Raw genomic sequence first — 15,260 nt, 5'->3', positions numbered from 1 at the left:
TGCCGCAGACGGATTTCCCCATGCAGGCCAATCTCGCCAAGCGCGAGCCGGAGATGCTGGCGCGCTGGGAGGCCGAGCAGACCTACGCCGCGGTGATGAAGGCGGGCGAGGGCGCGCCGGAGTTCCGCTTTGTCGATGGTCCGCCCTACGCCAATGGCGACATCCACATCGGCCACGCGGTCAACAAGGTGCTGAAGGACATGGTGGTCAAGGCCGCGCGCCTCGACGGCTACCAGGCGCCCTTCGTACCGGGCTGGGACTGCCACGGCCTGCCGATCGAACTCCAGGTCGAGAAGAAGTTCGGCAAGGTCGGCGAGAAGCTCAGCGCCGCCGAGTTTCGCGCCCGCTGCCGCGAGTACGCGGCCGAGCAGGTCGAGCGCCAGAGGGTGGACTTCAAGCGCCTGGGCATCCTTGGTGACTGGGAGCGGCCTTATCTCACTATGCAGCCGGGCTTCGAGGCCGAGCAGTTGCGGGTGCTGTCGCGCATCTGCGCACGCGGCCATGTGGTGCGCGGCTTCAAGCCGGTGCACTGGTGCCTGGACTGCGGCTCCTCGCTGGCTGAGGCCGAGGTGGAGTATCAGGACAAGCAGTCGGCGGCCATCGACGTCGCTTTCGCGGCGGCGGATAGCGCCGATCTCGGCGCCCGCTTTGGCGGTGCCGATGCGAGCAACGCCGGCTTCGTGATCTGGACCACCACGCCTTGGACGCTACCGGCCAACCAGGCGATCAGCGTCAATGCCGAACTCGACTACGCCCTGGTGCAGCTCGGCGCCCGCAAGCTGGTGCTGGCCGCCGGTCTGGTCGAAGCCGTGTGCAAGCGCCTGGGTGGCGAGGGAATCGTGCTGGCGACGGTGAAGGGCAAGGCGCTGGAGGGTGCCAAGGCGCGGCATCCCTTCGCCGAACGCATCGTGCCGATCATCTGCGGCGAACACGTCACCCTGGATGCGGGTACCGGCCTGGTCCACACCGCCCCGGCGCACGGCGTCGAGGACTACGGCGTCGGCAAGCTCTACGGTCTGCCGGTGGACAACCCGGTGGGTAGCAACGGCGTGTTCATCGCCGGCACGCCGCTGGTGGCCGGCCTGCATGTGCGCAAGGCCGAGGAACCGATCCTGGCCGCGCTGCAGGAGTCGGGTGCGCTGCTGCACAAGGAAGCCATCACGCACAGCTACCCGCACTGCTGGCGCCACAAGACGCCGCTGATCTTCCGCGCCACGCCGCAGTGGTTCATCAGCATGGACAAGGAGGGCCTGCGCGCGCAGGCCTTGTCCGAGATCGCCGCCACCAAGTGGATCCCCGGCTGGGGCGAGGATCGCATCGCCGGCATGATCCGCGACCGGCCCGACTGGTGCATCTCGCGCCAGCGCTACTGGGGCGTGCCGCTGGCGGTGTTCGTGCACCGCGAGACCCAGACCCTGCACCCGGACACGCCGGCCCTGCTGCTGCGCGTCGCCGACGCCGTGCAGGAGCGTGGCCTCGAAGCCTGGTTCGGCAGCAGCCCGGCCGACTGGGGCGTTGACGAAACCGTCTACGAGAAGGGCACCGACACGCTGGATGTCTGGTTCGACTCCGGCGTGGTGTTCCCGGCCAGCTTCGTCGCCAACGGCCAGACCACACCGGACAAGGCCGACATCTACCTGGAAGGCTCCGACCAGCATCGCGGCTGGTTCCATTCCTCGCTGCTGACCCGCGTCGCCACCGATGGCATCGCACCCTACAAGAGTGTGCTCACCCACGGCTTCACCGTGGACGAGCAGGGTCGCAAGATGAGCAAGTCGCTGGGCAATGTGGTGGCCCCGCAGAAGGTCATCAGCACCCTCGGCGCCGACGTGCTGCGGCTGTGGGTGGCGAGTGCGGACTACTCCGGCGAGATCGCGATCTCCGACAACCTCCTGAAGCGCACCGCCGACGCCTACCGGCGCATCCGCAACACCGCTCGCTATCTGCTCGGCAGCCTGCACGGCTTCGATCCGGCAACCGATGCCGTGGCCACTAGCGAGATGGTGGCCGTGGACCGCTGGGCAATCGGCGAAGCCACGAAGCTGCAGGCCGAGTTGAAGGCGGCCTATGGCGACCGCGAGTTCCATCGCGTCTACCACGCCCTGCACAACTACTGCGTCAACGATCTGGGCGGTCTCTACCTCGACCTGCTCAAGGACCGGCTCTACACGCTGCCGGAGAAATCGCTGGCGCGGCGCTCGGCGCAGACCGCGCTCTGGCATCTGGCCGAAGGCCTGGTGCGCTGGATCGCGCCGATCCTGTCGTTCACTGCCGACGAGATCTGGCGCTTGCTGCCGGGGGACCGTTCGCAGAGTGTGTTCGCCCAGAGCTGGTGGAGCTTCCCGGAGATCGCTGCGGACGAAGTGGACTGGCCAGTTCTTAAACGCGTCCGTGAATCGGTTCGTAAAGAACTTGAGCGGCTCCGCGTTGAAGGTGCCATTGGTTCCTCGCTGCAGGCGAATGTGACGCTGCTTGCCACAGTTGACGAAGGCTATGTGCTTGACAAGTGTCGCGACGAACTGCGGTTCTGGCTCCAGACTTCAGATGTAGAGGTGGAAGACACAGACGGCGGCTTCGCTGTTTCTGCTGTCGCTGCAACTGCGCACAAATGCGACCGCTGCTGGCATTACCGCGAAGACGTCGGCCAGCACCCCGGCCACGAGACGATCTGCGGCCGTTGCGTATCCAATATCGAAGGTCCGGGCGAAACCCGGCGCTGGTTCTGAGCGGAGTTCCCCGAAGCATGCGCAACAACGCCGCCTGGCTGATCCTCTCCGCGCTGGTCATCGTCCTCGACCAGTTCAGCAAGTACTGGATCGAGGCCAACCTCGCCCACTACGGCGTGATCCCGGTGATGCCGCACTTCAACATCGTGCACCTGCGCAACACCGGCGCGGCGTTCTCGATGTTCAACCAGGCGCCTTCGCTGGCCTTCATCGGCCTCGCCGCAGCGGTCAGTGCCGGCATCCTCGTCTGGCTGCGCCGGCATCCGCGTGGCGAGACGCTCACCGCCGTTGGCCTCTGCCTGATCCTGGGCGGCGCCATCGGCAATGTCATCGACCGCGTGCGCCTGGGCCACGTCACCGATTTCCTCGATTTCTACTGGGGCAGCGCGCACTTCGCGGCCTTCAATGTCGCCGATTCGGCGATCTCGGTCGGCGCCGGCTTCCTGATTCTGGAAATGCTGCTGGAATGGAAACGCGGCGGGCCGCGCAAGGAGCTGTAGGCATGGACATCCTGCTCGCCAATCCGCGCGGTTTCTGCGCCGGCGTCGATCGCGCCATCGAGATCGTCGAGCGCGCGCTCGATGCCTTGGGCGCGCCCATCTACGTGCGCCACGAGGTGGTGCACAACCGCTTCGTGGTCGAGAACCTGCGCGCCAAGGGCGCGGTGTTTGTCGAGGAGGTGGACGAGATTCCGGAAGGGGCCACCTGCATCTTCTCCGCGCACGGTGTGGCCAGGACGGTGGTCGAAAGCGCCCGCCAGCGTGGGCTGACGGTGTTCGACGCCACCTGCCCGCTGGTGACCAAGGTGCACATCGAGGTAAAGCGCTACGCCCGCGAGAAGCGCGAGGTGGTGCTGATTGGCCACGAGGGACATCCGGAAGTCGAAGGCACCATGGGCCAGTTCGACGTCAGCCTGGGCGGAGCGATCTACCTGGTGGAGACACCCGAGGATGTGCAGCAGCTGTCGGTGAGGAATCCGGCGCACATGGCCTATGTCACCCAGACCACCTTGTCGATGGACGACACCGCCAAGGTCATCGACGCCCTGCGCCAACGCTTCCCGCAGATTCTGGGGCCGCGCAAGGACGACATCTGCTACGCCACCACCAATCGCCAGGACGCGGTCAAGCAGCTGGCCGCCCAGTGCGATGCGCTGCTGGTGGTGGGCTCGAAGAATTCCTCCAACTCCAACCGCCTGCGCGAGCTTTCCGAGCTGATGGGCACGCCGGCCTATCTGATCGACGGCGCCGGTGACATTGACCCCATGTGGGTGCAGGGTAAGAACCGGGTGGGCGTCACCGCCGGTGCCAGCGCGCCGGAGATCCTGGTCAGGCAGGTGGTGGAGCGCCTGCAGCAGCTGGGTGGCTTGGCGCCACGCGAGCTGGAAGGCCGCGAGGAGCACATCGTGTTCTCCCTGCCGCCGGCGCTGCGCCGCGCGGTGCGCAAAACCGCAGCCTGAGTCTTAAGCGCCTAGCGCTGCCAGCAGCTGTCGGCGCCGCCACTGGCGCCACGGTCGCCATTGGAGCCTACGCACAGGGTGCCGCAGGTCTGGTCGATGCGGCTGGCATAGGGCACTGCGCGGATCACGTAGGCGCGACTGCTGGGGCTGCCGCTGAGCGCGGAGCAGGTCCCCAGGCCGCCCGAGGGCAGGGCGGTGAGGCTCAGGGTGTAGAGCGCATCGCTGGTGCTGGAACTCACCGCGCCCTGCGAGTTGAGATAGGCGCTGCCGCTCAGGTTGTAGCCGAGCGCGGCCAGGCTGCTGGCGTAGCTCTTGTGGTCGGTGGCGTAGCTTTCCTGCCGGCTGGCGATCTCGCTTAATGCGGTCTTGGCCACCGTGCGATGGGTGCGCTCCACATAGCCGCGATAGCTGGGCAGCGCGATGGCGGTGAGGATGCCGAGTATGGCGATCGCGATCAGCAGCTCGGTCAGGCTGAAGCCTCGTGGGCGGTGCATGGGAGTCCTGGGCGTTGAGGTTGGGACGTTCAATTTTCACCCAGCCGCTCGCGCCAGGAGGCGCGCAGCCGCGGCGGCACCGCCTGCTGCTGTAGCTGGCCGCTGATCGCCTGGGTGGAGTTGGTGACGGCGGTCACCTCGCCCGGCAGGCCGCTGGCGGGCAGGGCGCTGGCGCGGTCGCTGCCGACCTGGTTGACGGCCGGCTTGGGCCGGGAGTTGCGCAGGGCGATGTTGTAGAGCCGGCCGCTGCCTTCCAGCGGCACGCAGGTCGCGTCGTCCGGCTGCGGTGGCACATAGGTGGAGAAGCTGGTGACGCCGCCGATACTGAGCGGTGCCGAGAACGCTTTTTCGCCGGAACTGGCGAGCTGGAAGCGATAGCCCGGCGTCAGCAGGTCCAGATCCTGGCAGCTGCTGCTGGAGGCGCTCATGCTGGCGCAGGCCGTGGTCTGGTCGGTAAAGGCGCTATGGCGGGCCGCGGTCAGCTGCGATTCCTGGGTCTTGATCTCGTCGCTGGTCTTGCCGCTGACCACGTCGGTGTCGCGGTAGGCGTAGAACCAGTTCTGGGTGGTGGTGTTGAACGGGTCTTCGCGGTCGCCGGTGGCGAACAGCACCACGTCGTAGTCGCTGCCGCCACTCTGGTGGTTGCGCACCGGCACGTAGTCGGGGGCATTGAAGATGCGGCGATCACTGGCCAGGGTCGGTGTCGCCTCGGCATGACGGCCGACGCTGGCGAGCGGGGTCAGCGTCCAGGCGCTGCGGTCGGCGCCCGGCAGGTCGGCACGCCACAGCCGGCCACCGGTGTCGCCGACGTAGAGGCGGTCGGTGAGGCCGTCGTTGTTGGTGTCGAGCGCGGTCACCTCGCTGGGGATGCTGTCGACCAGCAGCGGGTGGCCGTAGCGCAGGCTGCCCGCGGTATAGCCGGCGCTGTCGGCGCGGCCAGCACGCCAGAGCAGGGCGCCGGTTTCGGCATCGACGATGAACAGCGCATTGCCGCGCGAACCGCCGGCATTGCCATCGTCCTTGCCGATGCGTTCGCTGGCGGTGCTGTTGCGGGAGTTGTTGAGATCCTTGCCGATCTTGGTGCCGGCGCTGCTGCGGCCACCGTTGTAGCCGCCGCCGAAGATCAGCACCGACTTGCTCACCACGTCGTCGGTGGTGGCGGCATTGCCGTCGGCGTCGATACGCAGGCGGCCCAGCTGCGGGGTGGAGAAGCTCAGCCCCAGATCGGCGTACTGCGACTCGCTGCCGGCGACGATGCCGCTGCTGCAGGCGCGACGTAGGCCTTCCGGGCCAATCGACCACGCCAGACGCGCGCCAGCGCCGCCGTTGCAGGGGTCGCTGTCGGGGCCGGGCGCGTCGGGGTCGGTGATGTCCATGGCGTAGTAGTGGCTGCCGCCGCGACGCAGGCCGAAGAACAGCAGCACGCGGTCCTGACTGTTGTCGCCGATGGTGCCGAGCTTGCCGGCATTGGCGCCGCTGCTGGCGCCGCGGTCACGGATCAACACCACCGGCGAGCCATCGACGCCATAGGGCAGCGCCGCGCCAGCCTGATTTTCGCGCAGTACTTTCAGCTGGCTCATCAGCACCTGCGGCATGAAGCCCCAGCTCTCGACGCCGGTGTCGTCGCGCACCATGCGCAGATAGCCGTCACCGGAGCCGAACAGCACCCGGATATCGTCGCTGCTCGCACCATTGCGCTTGCCGTAATTGACCGCCAGCGGCCGCGAATGCAGCACTGGCCCGAGCAGCCAGGGGCGGCCACTGATGCCGGCATTGGTCGGTGAGCTGCCGGGGCCGCTGCCCTTGGGGCTGGTCTGGCCGCCGACGTCATAGCCGCGGGCATAGAGCAGGAGCTCGCGGGTGACGGTATCGACACTGCGGCTGCTGCTGGTGCCGCAGGCGGTGGTGCAGGAATTGAGTGTGCTGCTGCAACTCGTGGCGCAGGAACTGGCATCGCTGCTGCAGCTGTTGCCGCAACTGCTGCCAGTGCTGCTGCAGCCGCTGTTGCAGCTGGCGTAATTGCTGCTGCACGCCGCGGCGGCGGTGTTGTAGTTGTTGGTACAGGTGGCGACGCTGCTGTTGTAGGTGGTCGTGCAGTTGTTGTAGTTGCTGGTGCAGGCCGCGAGGCTGTTGTTGTAGGTGCTGGTGCAGCCGGCGATGCCGCTGTTGTAGTTGTTGTTGCAGCTGCTGATGCTGCCGTTGTAGGTGGCGTTGCAGCCGGCGGTGTTGTTGTTATAGGTGGTGCTGCAACTCGCCATGCTGTTGTTGTAGGTGGTGGCGCAGGCGGCGAGGCAGGAGCTGTTGCCGAGCAGGCAGCCGAGGTTGCACAGCGTCAGCGTCAGGCCGGCATTGGTCTGGCACAGGCTTAAGGCGGTGTCGTGCGGCAGCGTGCAGGTGGACTTGGCGGTGTTGGCGGCGGTGGTGCACAGGCTCAGCGTGGTGTCGTGCGGCAGCTTGCACAGCCCATAGGCGGTATTGGCATTGGTCTGGCAGAGACCGATGTTGTTGCCGAGCTGGCACAGGCCCAGAGCGGTGCTGGCGTTGCTGTTGCAGAGGCTGCGGGCGCTGGTGGCATTGCTGTTGCACAGGCTCTGGCTGCTGCCGCAATTGAGCTCGCAGAGACCTTGGTTGCTGTTGCAGAGGTTGTTGCAAATGCTCTGGTTGCTGGAACACAGGCCGTTGCAGAGGCTGGCGTTGCTGTTGCAAACCGACTGGCAGAGCGTGACCGGCGAGCTGTAGGCCTCGGCGGCGGTGGCGCTGGCGAGCTCGCTGCGTACGGCGGCGTCATCGGGATTCAGTGGCGCCAGCGCGATCTTGTTGCCGGCGTTGGGCGCGGCGTAGGAGTCGTAGAACAGCTTGCGCGCACTGGTGCTGCTGGCGGCCGGGTTGCCGCGCCCAGGACTGCCGCCGCCACCGAGCTGGTAGCCGGGAATCTTCTGGCCGGCGCCGCCCAGCGTGGTGACCCGGCCATCGCTGGCGCGGCTGCCGAGCTGGCTGGTGTCGGTCCAGTAGGTGAGGGCGCTGTTCTGCAAGCGGCCATCGCTGGCGAAGGCGGGTTGACCGTTGACGTCGTAGTACTGGTATTTGCCACTGCTGTCGGCGCGCAAGCGCAGGCGCTTGAGGTTGCCGGCCCAGGTCGGCTTCTTGTCGGGGTCGGGGTGGAATTCCGCGACATAGGCGCCCTCGGCCAGACCGGTCGCGCTGGTCGAACTGCTACCGACGCTGGTCGACTGTAGCGAGGCGTCAATGCTCAGCACCTGGCTGACCACCGAGCCGGCGATGTCCTGCCCGCGTCCGGCGAGACCGAGCAGGTTGGTGTAGGTAGTGACGTTGTAGCCCAGGTTCTGCAAGGCGCGCAGATCGGAGAGATTGCCGATGCTGTCCTGCACCAGAAAGTAGGAATTGATCTTGCGACGGTCGCCGGCATTGCCGTACACGAAGCCGTCGGTGGCCGCCGAGTCCACCACCTCGGCCAGGCTCAGCTGGCCATCGCCGTTACGGTCGGCGAGCGGGAACAGGCGCAGCAGATCGGCGTCGGAGTCGTCCTGCTGGTCCGGTGCGGTGAGCTGCACATGCAGCATGTTGATGGTGCAGGCCTGCGGATAATCCTTCAGTCCGCCCTTGTAGGCCTTGTAGCCGGCGCTGTCGGTGGTTTCCAGGCCGGTGTCGCGCACCAATAGTCCGGTGAGCAGGTTGTCGTGGGCGCTTAATGGTGCGTTGAAGATGCGGTCGCCGCGCAGGTAACGCGCCAGTTCCACGTAGGCTTCCTTGGTCTGGTAGGGCGCGCCGGAAATCAGATTGCCGGAGGTTGCCCCGCCGGTCAGCAGATTGCCCACCACGTTGAGTACCTGCGGCACCAGCTTGGTGAGCAGGTCGGTGATGCTGACCAGATTGATCAGGCCCAGGAAGAAATAGGCACCATTGCTGCAGCCGGGCGTGGTCTGCCGCTCGCCGGGCAGGCTGGCGAGATCGGCGAAGGCGCAGGCGCCATTGGCCGGCCCCTGGTCGCCGTGGAACAGCATCAGCGCCACCCGGGTGTTGATCAGTGGCTCCAAGGTGGCCTGGAGCGCGACGAACAAGGCCAGGGCCGGGTTGTTGGCGAGGTTCAGTGGGTTCAAAGGCCCCAGCACCGAGCCCAGGGTCGACTGGATGGTGCCGACCAGCACGCCGACCACGTTGCCGAGCAAGGCTTGCAGCAGCGCCGGCGCGGTATCGAGCACCGAGAGCGTGCTGTTGGCGAGATCGCCCAGCAGGCCCAAGGGGTCCAGCCCGATGAGCAGGGGCATGGGTACGCCGAGGATGTTGAACAGCTGCTGGAAGGTGAGCAGCTGGCGCAGCGCGATGCAGTCGGCTTCGTTGGACAGCAGGATGTTGTGGCAGACCAGCGAGTCGAGATTGAGCAGGTTGAGATCCAGCACCAGCACGGTCAGCGGCGCCTGGTTGGCGGCCAGCGTCTGGTTGGCGTAGATGTCGAGATCATCGGCATTGGCCAGGTTGCTGACGCCGACGGTGAACGCCAGCAGGGCGCAGCCCAGGCCGATGCGCAGGCGCCGCAGGAGTGAAGCTCCGGAGCGGGACGGCTTATTCATAGTTCACCCCGGTAGGCTTGCTGTGCAAGATCAACACCGATTCGATGATCTCCGCCGCGCTGCGACCTTCGGCCGAGCGATCGATGCCGCCGGTGATCGCGTAGCGGGCGAAGTCGTATTGGCGGGCGCTGGTCTGCGCCTCGCGCATGACGTTGACTGACACGAACAGCGGCAGCACCCGACGCACCTCGGCATAGCCGTAGTTAAGGGCGTCGCTGCTGCTATTGCTGCTGTCGAGCGGAATCGGCAGGTCGTCGGAGCCGCAGCTGAACAGCGCCGCCAGCGCGCCCGCCTCGGGCAGATAGCAGCTGCGGAAGTTGGGGTTGTAGTCCACCGGGGTGTTGTTGCTGTCGCTGACCACGGTCTCGATCAGCGACTCCGCCGCCTGGGTGGCATTGGTGCGGCTCTCGGCATTGCTGGCCAGCCGCAGCTGGGTCTGGGTGCTGCGCACCGCGGCGATGCCCAGCAGGGTCAGCACCACCAGCAGCACCAGCGCCACCGCCAGCGCCGCGCCTTGTTGCCGATTGAACGAAGAGTGCTTCATCTCGACACCAGGTTCTTGAGCTGCACGGTGGTGGTGAAGGCGCGGCGCAGCACGCCGCGCTGTGCGAAGCCGGCATCGTCGGCCGAGCGGTAGTCGGCGAGCACATATTCCTTGCTGGCGTCGCTGGCCTGCACATGTTCCTCGCTGGCGCGCACCAGCAGGTGGATGCGGACGCTGCGCGCCTGGCTCAGCTCGGCGGCGCTGGGGGCCGCGAGATAGCGGTCCACCAGTTCATCGCCATCGCCGTCGATGCCCCATTCGAGCTGGAGATTCTCGACGCCATAGGCCAGGCATTCCTGTTCCATCTGCGGAGTCTCGCCCTGGTCGTTGAGCACATAGCGGCACAGCGTCGGCACCTTGATGCTGCCGCTGACGTCGTGGACGAAGTAGATGCGCGGCACATAGGCGTAGACCTGCACCGGCTGCTCCTGCGGCGGGCAGCCGCTGGCGATGCCGCTGTCGCTGGCCGGGCAGTCGCTGGGGTCGGCGAGGTTGACGCTGGCGGCGGCGGCGCGAAACAGCGAGCCGCTGCTCTGGTTGGTCTTCACGTAATAGCGACCGGCGCTGAGCGCCAGGCTGGTCGCGGTCGGCTCATCGAGCGCAATGGCCGAGGCGCCGGACACCCGCCGCACCATCAGCACATCGGTATTGGCCTGCACCGCGCTCAGACAGCGGAAGCGGCTGCTCAGGCTGGCCGCGTCGAGATGGTTGCGGAATTCCAGCGGCAGCGTCGGGTCCAGCAGCCAGCGGCTGTCGCTGGCCGCCGAGGCGGGCCCGCAGTCATTGGCGCGGATGGCGTCGGCGGCGGCGCTGGATACCCAGAGATCGCGCGCCGCGTCGGGCGGCCGCACGCCGCCCCAGTAGCCGGCCATGGCGAGATCGCGGGCAAGGTTGTCCATCGCGAAGCGGGCATTGTCTTGCAGCGCGGTGATGGCGTCGTTCTGGCGGTAGTTCTGGCTGTTGGCGACGAACACTCCGATCATGACCGCCAGCGCCATCAGGCCCAGCGTGACGGCGATCAGGAGTTCCACCAGTGTCAGGCCGCGCTGCTGCTGCGCGAGGCGCGGCCTGCGGTGCTTCAGGGGCATGGGCCGGCTCCTAAATTGACCGCCAGCACCAGCACTCGCCGGTAGCTCGTCTGGTCGCTGCTGTCCCACTCGTAGTCGGCGCGGTCCTGGCCGCAGTCGCTATTGGTGGGGTCTTCGGGGTTGTCGGCATCGCCCTGGCGGATGCGGGTCATGCCGCGCCAGGCGATGGTGACCGTGGCCAGGCAGGAGCCGGCGGTGCGGCTGATGCAGCCGGCCGGCGAGCGCAGGCCGCCGGCATTGCTGCGGCTGGCGCTGCTGCCGCTGCCCTCGACGATCTGCTCGCTGGCGCCGTCCAGGCTGTGCCACCACTGCTCGAGATCGTAGGCGGCCAGCTGGGCACCGGAGCAGGGCGCCTCCGCCGTGCAGGCCTGCTCGGCCGGGATGTCATCGGCGCTGACCATGACTGAACCGCCGGGGGCATAGCTGGCCAGGTTGGCGGCATTGCCGCGCAGGCGCTCGACCAGATCCTGGGCCAGGATGTTGGCGCTGCCGCGCTGGATGGCGTCGAAGGCCGCCTTCTTCGACATCGCCTGCAAGGCCGCCGCCGACAGCAGGCCGACGGCGATGATGAACACCGTGATCAACACCTCGATCAGGGTATAGCCGCGTGCGCTGACCGTGCGGCTCAGCTGCATGTGCTGGCCTCTTCAAGCGTAATGCCGCCGCTACGGCTCAGGCGCACCAGCCGGGCACGGTCGTCGCGGGCGCCGGCCGGCGCGCAGACCGAGAACTGGGCCTCCGCCGTGGCCCGGCCGCCAGCGTCAAAGGCGATGCTGCCGCTGGGGGCTTGCTGCAGGCGCAGCTGGTCGGACACCGGCCGCTGCACGGCGATGGCCTCAATGCCGCCGCCATCGAGTTCGATATAGGTGATCCAGCCATTCAGCCAGTTGCCGGCGCTGGCGCAGCTGGGCGTGCTCGCCGCCAGATCCTGCGCGCAGACCTTGACCGTGCGGTTGCGGGCGATCGCCTCCGAGCGCGCGCGGTTGAGGCTGATGTAGAGGCCGGTGGAGGCCTCGCGGCGGGCAGCGCTGATCAGAAATTCGCGAAAGCTCGGCAGCGCCATGCCCAGCAGCAGGCCGGCGATGGCGAGCACGACCAATAATTCCAGCAACGAGAATCCTCGACTTGGATTTTTCATTAAGAGGCTCCGAACCCGTTTGGGTATAGCAAGCCTGCTTTCGAGCTTGGACGCGGACCGATGGACGGCGAAGGAGGATGAGATGGGAGGCGTCATTTTTTTGACAGCACTTATCTCAGTGGTTGGGTTCTGTCCAAACCGACGGCAAGCCCGTGCCCCGCGGCCTGCCATTGCGTCGCGTTAGGTTAACAACATTGCCCCGCCGACTTTGACCGCCCCAAGGCTTTGGGACTAGGTGCGCCTTAGTAGATCGGCGCGGGAGCCGCGCCGCGCCGGTGCGCATGCAAGGGCGGTGGCGCGAGCGGGCGCCAGCAGCCGCTTAGCGGAGAAGAGGCCCCGATGGATTTGGATTATTCATTTACTAGTTGTGTTACCTTCAAAAACGAGTTTGGACTCGTAAATTTACGATGCTCGGAGTCGGAGATCGCTCGCAGATGAGTGGTGGGGAATCGCCCGGAGTTAGTCAGTCCCTTGGCTGGGTCAGGGATCTTGCTGGACCGTCGCCGGCCGGTCTTGTCAGTCGAAGGGCAGGCGGGCAGGCGGAGACCGGATTTTCTCTGTTGGAGCTGCTCATCGTGATTTCCATGAGCGGCATCATTCTGGCCTTCGGCATTCCCAGCTTCCGCACCGTCATCGTATCCAATCGGCTGTCGACAGCCGCCAATGCCTATGTGAGCGGCTTCAACGAAGCTCGCCTGGAGGCGATCCGGCGCAACCGGGCCACCCAGTTCTGCAGCAATGTCGCGACCAAGAACGGCACGGATGCGCTTGGCGCTGCCTGTGGCACCTCCGCCGGCGCGGCCTATGCCTTGAATGCCAACGGAACCAGCGTCACCCAGATCTACGATGCCCCGACGGTCCCGGAGGGGCTGACGCTGGGGACAGGAACCTCGGCGGTCGCCGCCCTCCGCTACAACGCTCAGGGATTCGCGCGTGCCGCGGTCGGCGGGACGGGCCCTTACACCGGGCTGTTGCTTGACCTGTCCGCCAGTTCGATCGCCACCAATAATCGTCGCTGCCTGTACCTGACCACCGGTAGCATCATCAGCAGTTGCACCGTAACCGACAGTGGAGCCTGTCCGTCCAGTGAACCCGCTTCCTGCCAGCAATAGAGAAGGCCGCTCGCGAGTGGCCCCGGTGTTCCAGAAAGGAGTGGGCCTGATCGAGGTCCTCGTCGCTGTGCTGATCCTGTCGATCGGCCTGCTTGGCATCAGTATGGTTCAGGGTCGGGCGCTGTCCGCCAACAACAACTCGGTCGGGGTTTCCATGGCCGTGATTGCCAGCTATTCGATATTGGAGGCAATGCGCGCTGATCGGCTGAATGCGCTTGCGGGCTCCTACAACCGCACCGTGACTGGCGATAGCGATTGCACACTGTCCGCGACAACGACGACCTTCGCGACGGCGCAGCTTTCCAGTTGGTGTGCGGAGCTTAGAACCGCCCTGGGCGTCGCTGATACCACGATCGGAACCATCGCCTGCGACGCCGGAGACTGCACAATCACCATCCAGTTTGATGATAGTCGCCTGGGTGCTGGCAGCAGCAATGCCCAGCAAGTCATCACTAGAGCGGTGCTATGAGCACGACGCAGTCTGCCATGTCCACCATACCTGCCCTGACCCAGATGCCGCGTGGGCGCCAGGGGGGATTCAGCCTGGTCGAGTTGATGATCGCGCTGGTGCTGGGTTTGGTCGTCGTCCTGGGCGCCAGCACGGTGTTCCTCTCCAATAAGCAATCCTTCCGGACCAACCTGGCGCTGGGCGAGGTCCAGGAGAACGCGCGGATCGCCTTTGAGCTGATCGCCCGTGACATCCGCCAAGCCGGAGTGACCGGCTGCGGCAACTTCGGGCGCGTTGGCAATGTGCTCAACAATGGAACCAATGCCGGTGGCACCGTGGCTTGGTGGGCGGATTTTGGCAACGCGATCCGTGGTTACGACGCCGGAACCGAGGATCCGGTGGTGGCCAGCGGCAGTGCCAGTGCACAACGGATCTTGGCGACCAGTTCGCTGACGCTGATCGGGGCGGCGACCACCGGGGGAAGTATCGCCGCCTACGACGCCAGCACGTTCAGCTTCACCCTCATCGGGGCCAATCCGGGCATCCAGGCCGGCGATACCGTCATCGTCTGCGACCCGGACCACGCCGCCATTGTCCAGATCAGCAGCATCGACGGCAGTGACCTGTTCGTCGATACCAATACCACCACGCCTGGCAACTGTTCGCGAGGCCTGGGCTTTCCGACGACCTGTACGACCGCCGGCAACGCCTACTCCTTCGTTCGGAACTCACAAATGTCGCCGTTGACGGCGACCGACTGGTACATCGGCAACAACCCTGTGGGCGGCCGCTCGCTATACCGGCGGACCTTGGTGAACACCGCTGGCACACCCACTCCCACTGCCCAGGAGATGGTCCGCAACGTTACCGACATGCAGCTTGCCTTCCACATCGCCGGGGCCGACAGCTTCGTGAGCGCGGCCGCGGTGGCGGGCAACTGGGCGACCGTCGATGCCGTCCGCATGACTCTGAGCCTGCGTGGTTCGGATCGTGCGACTGGTACTGACGGGCAGCCGATCACCCGTCTGATGACCGCCACCGTCAACCTGCGCAACCGATGAAGCCGACACTGCAAGATTCAGCATCGCACCTGCCCGCCCGGACAGGGGCACCATCAGGGCGGCTTGGGCAGCGCGGCGTCGCCTTGGTGGTGTCGCTGGTGCTGCTGATTCTGGTCACTCTGATCGGCTTGGCAGCGGTGCGCGGCACCACCTCTCAGCAAAGGATGACGGCGAACTTCTATGATCGTTCGGTCGCGTTCCAGAGCGCAGAGGCGGGGCTGGCCGCTGGTGCCGCCGCGCTGGAGGCGGGTACCACCAACATCCGCAATTGTGGGCAGGGCGGTGGCGCCTGCGGCGCCAATCCCTTCGAGGATTCCACCCTGCCTACCGCCAACATCGTCACCGTCGATGCCGCCGTGTTCCTTAAGGCCGCGAATGCCGTCAGCCAGCCGCAGTATGTGATCGAGAATATGGGCACGTTCATCGACCCCAGTTCCAGTACCGGTTTCGGGCAGACCGCGAACGCCGCACAGTACGGCGCCCAGGGCGCATCCACGACCGCGATCTACTATCGCATCACCGCCCGCAGCGGTAATCCCGCAGTGATCGGGGACCGCGCGGTTGCGGTACTGCAGGCGATGTACAAGCAGTGAAGGAAAAC

The 15,260-nt window shown here is 66.3% G+C and carries 13 protein-coding genes; 7 read left to right on the top strand and 6 right to left on the bottom strand.

Annotated elements, in window-relative coordinates; genetic code table 11:
* Window positions 1-20: 20 nt before the first annotated feature.
* From ileS to ispH, 3 genes are read left to right on the top strand one after another with little or no spacing between them, the layout of a single operon-like run.
* Entirely contained in the window at window positions 21-2,726 is a 2,706-nt protein-coding gene (gene ileS, locus AC3WT6_RS08990) for an isoleucine--tRNA ligase (RefSeq protein WP_492653826.1), read from the top strand.
* 17 nt (window positions 2,727-2,743) lie between these two features.
* Window positions 2,744-3,226, top strand: coding sequence for a signal peptidase II (gene lspA, locus AC3WT6_RS08985; RefSeq protein WP_492653238.1), 483 nt, complete (start codon window positions 2,744-2,746; stop codon window positions 3,224-3,226).
* A gap of 2 nt (window positions 3,227-3,228) precedes the next feature.
* Complete coding sequence (gene ispH / locus AC3WT6_RS08980) at window positions 3,229-4,185, top strand: 4-hydroxy-3-methylbut-2-enyl diphosphate reductase (RefSeq protein ID WP_492653237.1); 957 nt, start codon at window positions 3,229-3,231, stop codon at window positions 4,183-4,185.
* Between the two features lie 11 nt (window positions 4,186-4,196).
* Here the strand turns inward: ispH and AC3WT6_RS08975 are convergent, their stop codons facing one another.
* Genes AC3WT6_RS08975 through AC3WT6_RS08950 form a run of 6 tightly spaced genes read right to left on the bottom strand, consistent with a single transcriptional unit; the run spans window position 4,197 to window position 12,038 of the window.
* Window positions 4,197-4,679, bottom strand: a complete 483-nt coding sequence (locus AC3WT6_RS08975) for a type IV pilin protein (protein ID WP_492653236.1) — start codon at window positions 4,677-4,679, stop codon at window positions 4,197-4,199.
* A 29-nt stretch (window positions 4,680-4,708) separates the two neighbouring features.
* Window positions 4,709-9,268, bottom strand: coding sequence for a pilus assembly protein (locus AC3WT6_RS08970; protein WP_492653235.1), 4,560 nt, complete (start codon window positions 9,266-9,268; stop codon window positions 4,709-4,711).
* Window positions 9,261-9,812, bottom strand: a complete 552-nt coding sequence (locus AC3WT6_RS08965; protein WP_492653234.1) for a PilX N-terminal domain-containing pilus assembly protein — start codon at window positions 9,810-9,812, stop codon at window positions 9,261-9,263. The genes AC3WT6_RS08970 and AC3WT6_RS08965 overlap by 8 nt, the downstream gene beginning before the upstream one ends.
* Window positions 9,809-10,900 carry a PilW family protein gene (locus tag AC3WT6_RS08960; RefSeq protein ID WP_492653233.1) on the bottom strand — a complete coding sequence of 364 codons (1,092 nt, stop codon included), beginning with the start codon at window positions 10,898-10,900 and terminating at the stop codon, window positions 9,809-9,811. The genes AC3WT6_RS08965 and AC3WT6_RS08960 overlap by 4 nt, the downstream gene beginning before the upstream one ends.
* Window positions 10,891-11,535 carry a type IV pilus modification protein PilV gene (gene pilV / locus AC3WT6_RS08955; RefSeq protein ID WP_492653232.1) on the bottom strand — a complete coding sequence of 215 codons (645 nt, stop codon included), beginning with the start codon at window positions 11,533-11,535 and terminating at the stop codon, window positions 10,891-10,893. The genes AC3WT6_RS08960 and pilV (AC3WT6_RS08955) overlap by 10 nt, the downstream gene beginning before the upstream one ends.
* The gene (locus tag AC3WT6_RS08950; protein ID WP_492653231.1) at window positions 11,526-12,038 is read right to left on the bottom strand and encodes a GspH/FimT family pseudopilin; all 513 of its coding nucleotides are present in this window, start codon (window positions 12,036-12,038) and stop codon (window positions 11,526-11,528) included. The genes pilV (AC3WT6_RS08955) and AC3WT6_RS08950 overlap by 10 nt, the downstream gene beginning before the upstream one ends.
* Before the next feature lie 407 nt (window positions 12,039-12,445).
* Here AC3WT6_RS08950 and AC3WT6_RS08945 point away from each other — a divergent pair, with 407 nt between their 5' ends.
* The 4 genes from AC3WT6_RS08945 to AC3WT6_RS08930 are packed head-to-tail and all read left to right on the top strand — an operon-like array spanning window position 12,446 to window position 15,252.
* Entirely contained in the window at window positions 12,446-13,150 is a 705-nt protein-coding gene (locus tag AC3WT6_RS08945; RefSeq protein ID WP_492653230.1) for a pilus assembly FimT family protein, read from the top strand.
* A 25-nt stretch (window positions 13,151-13,175) separates the two neighbouring features.
* Window positions 13,176-13,619 carry a type IV pilus modification protein PilV gene (gene pilV / locus AC3WT6_RS08940; RefSeq protein WP_492653229.1) on the top strand — a complete coding sequence of 148 codons (444 nt, stop codon included), beginning with the start codon at window positions 13,176-13,178 and terminating at the stop codon, window positions 13,617-13,619.
* Complete coding sequence (locus AC3WT6_RS08935; RefSeq protein WP_492653228.1) at window positions 13,616-14,659, top strand: PilW family protein; 1,044 nt, start codon at window positions 13,616-13,618, stop codon at window positions 14,657-14,659. Before pilV (AC3WT6_RS08940) ends, AC3WT6_RS08935 begins: the two co-directional genes overlap by 4 nt.
* Window positions 14,656-15,252, top strand: a complete 597-nt coding sequence (locus AC3WT6_RS08930) for a pilus assembly PilX family protein (protein WP_492653227.1) — start codon at window positions 14,656-14,658, stop codon at window positions 15,250-15,252. Before AC3WT6_RS08935 ends, AC3WT6_RS08930 begins: the two co-directional genes overlap by 4 nt.
* The last annotated feature ends 8 nt before the right edge of the window (window positions 15,253-15,260 follow it).

The organism is Stagnimonas sp. FW305-C-60 (genome assembly GCF_058782965.1).
This window is presented reverse-complemented; position numbering and strand designations above follow the sequence as displayed.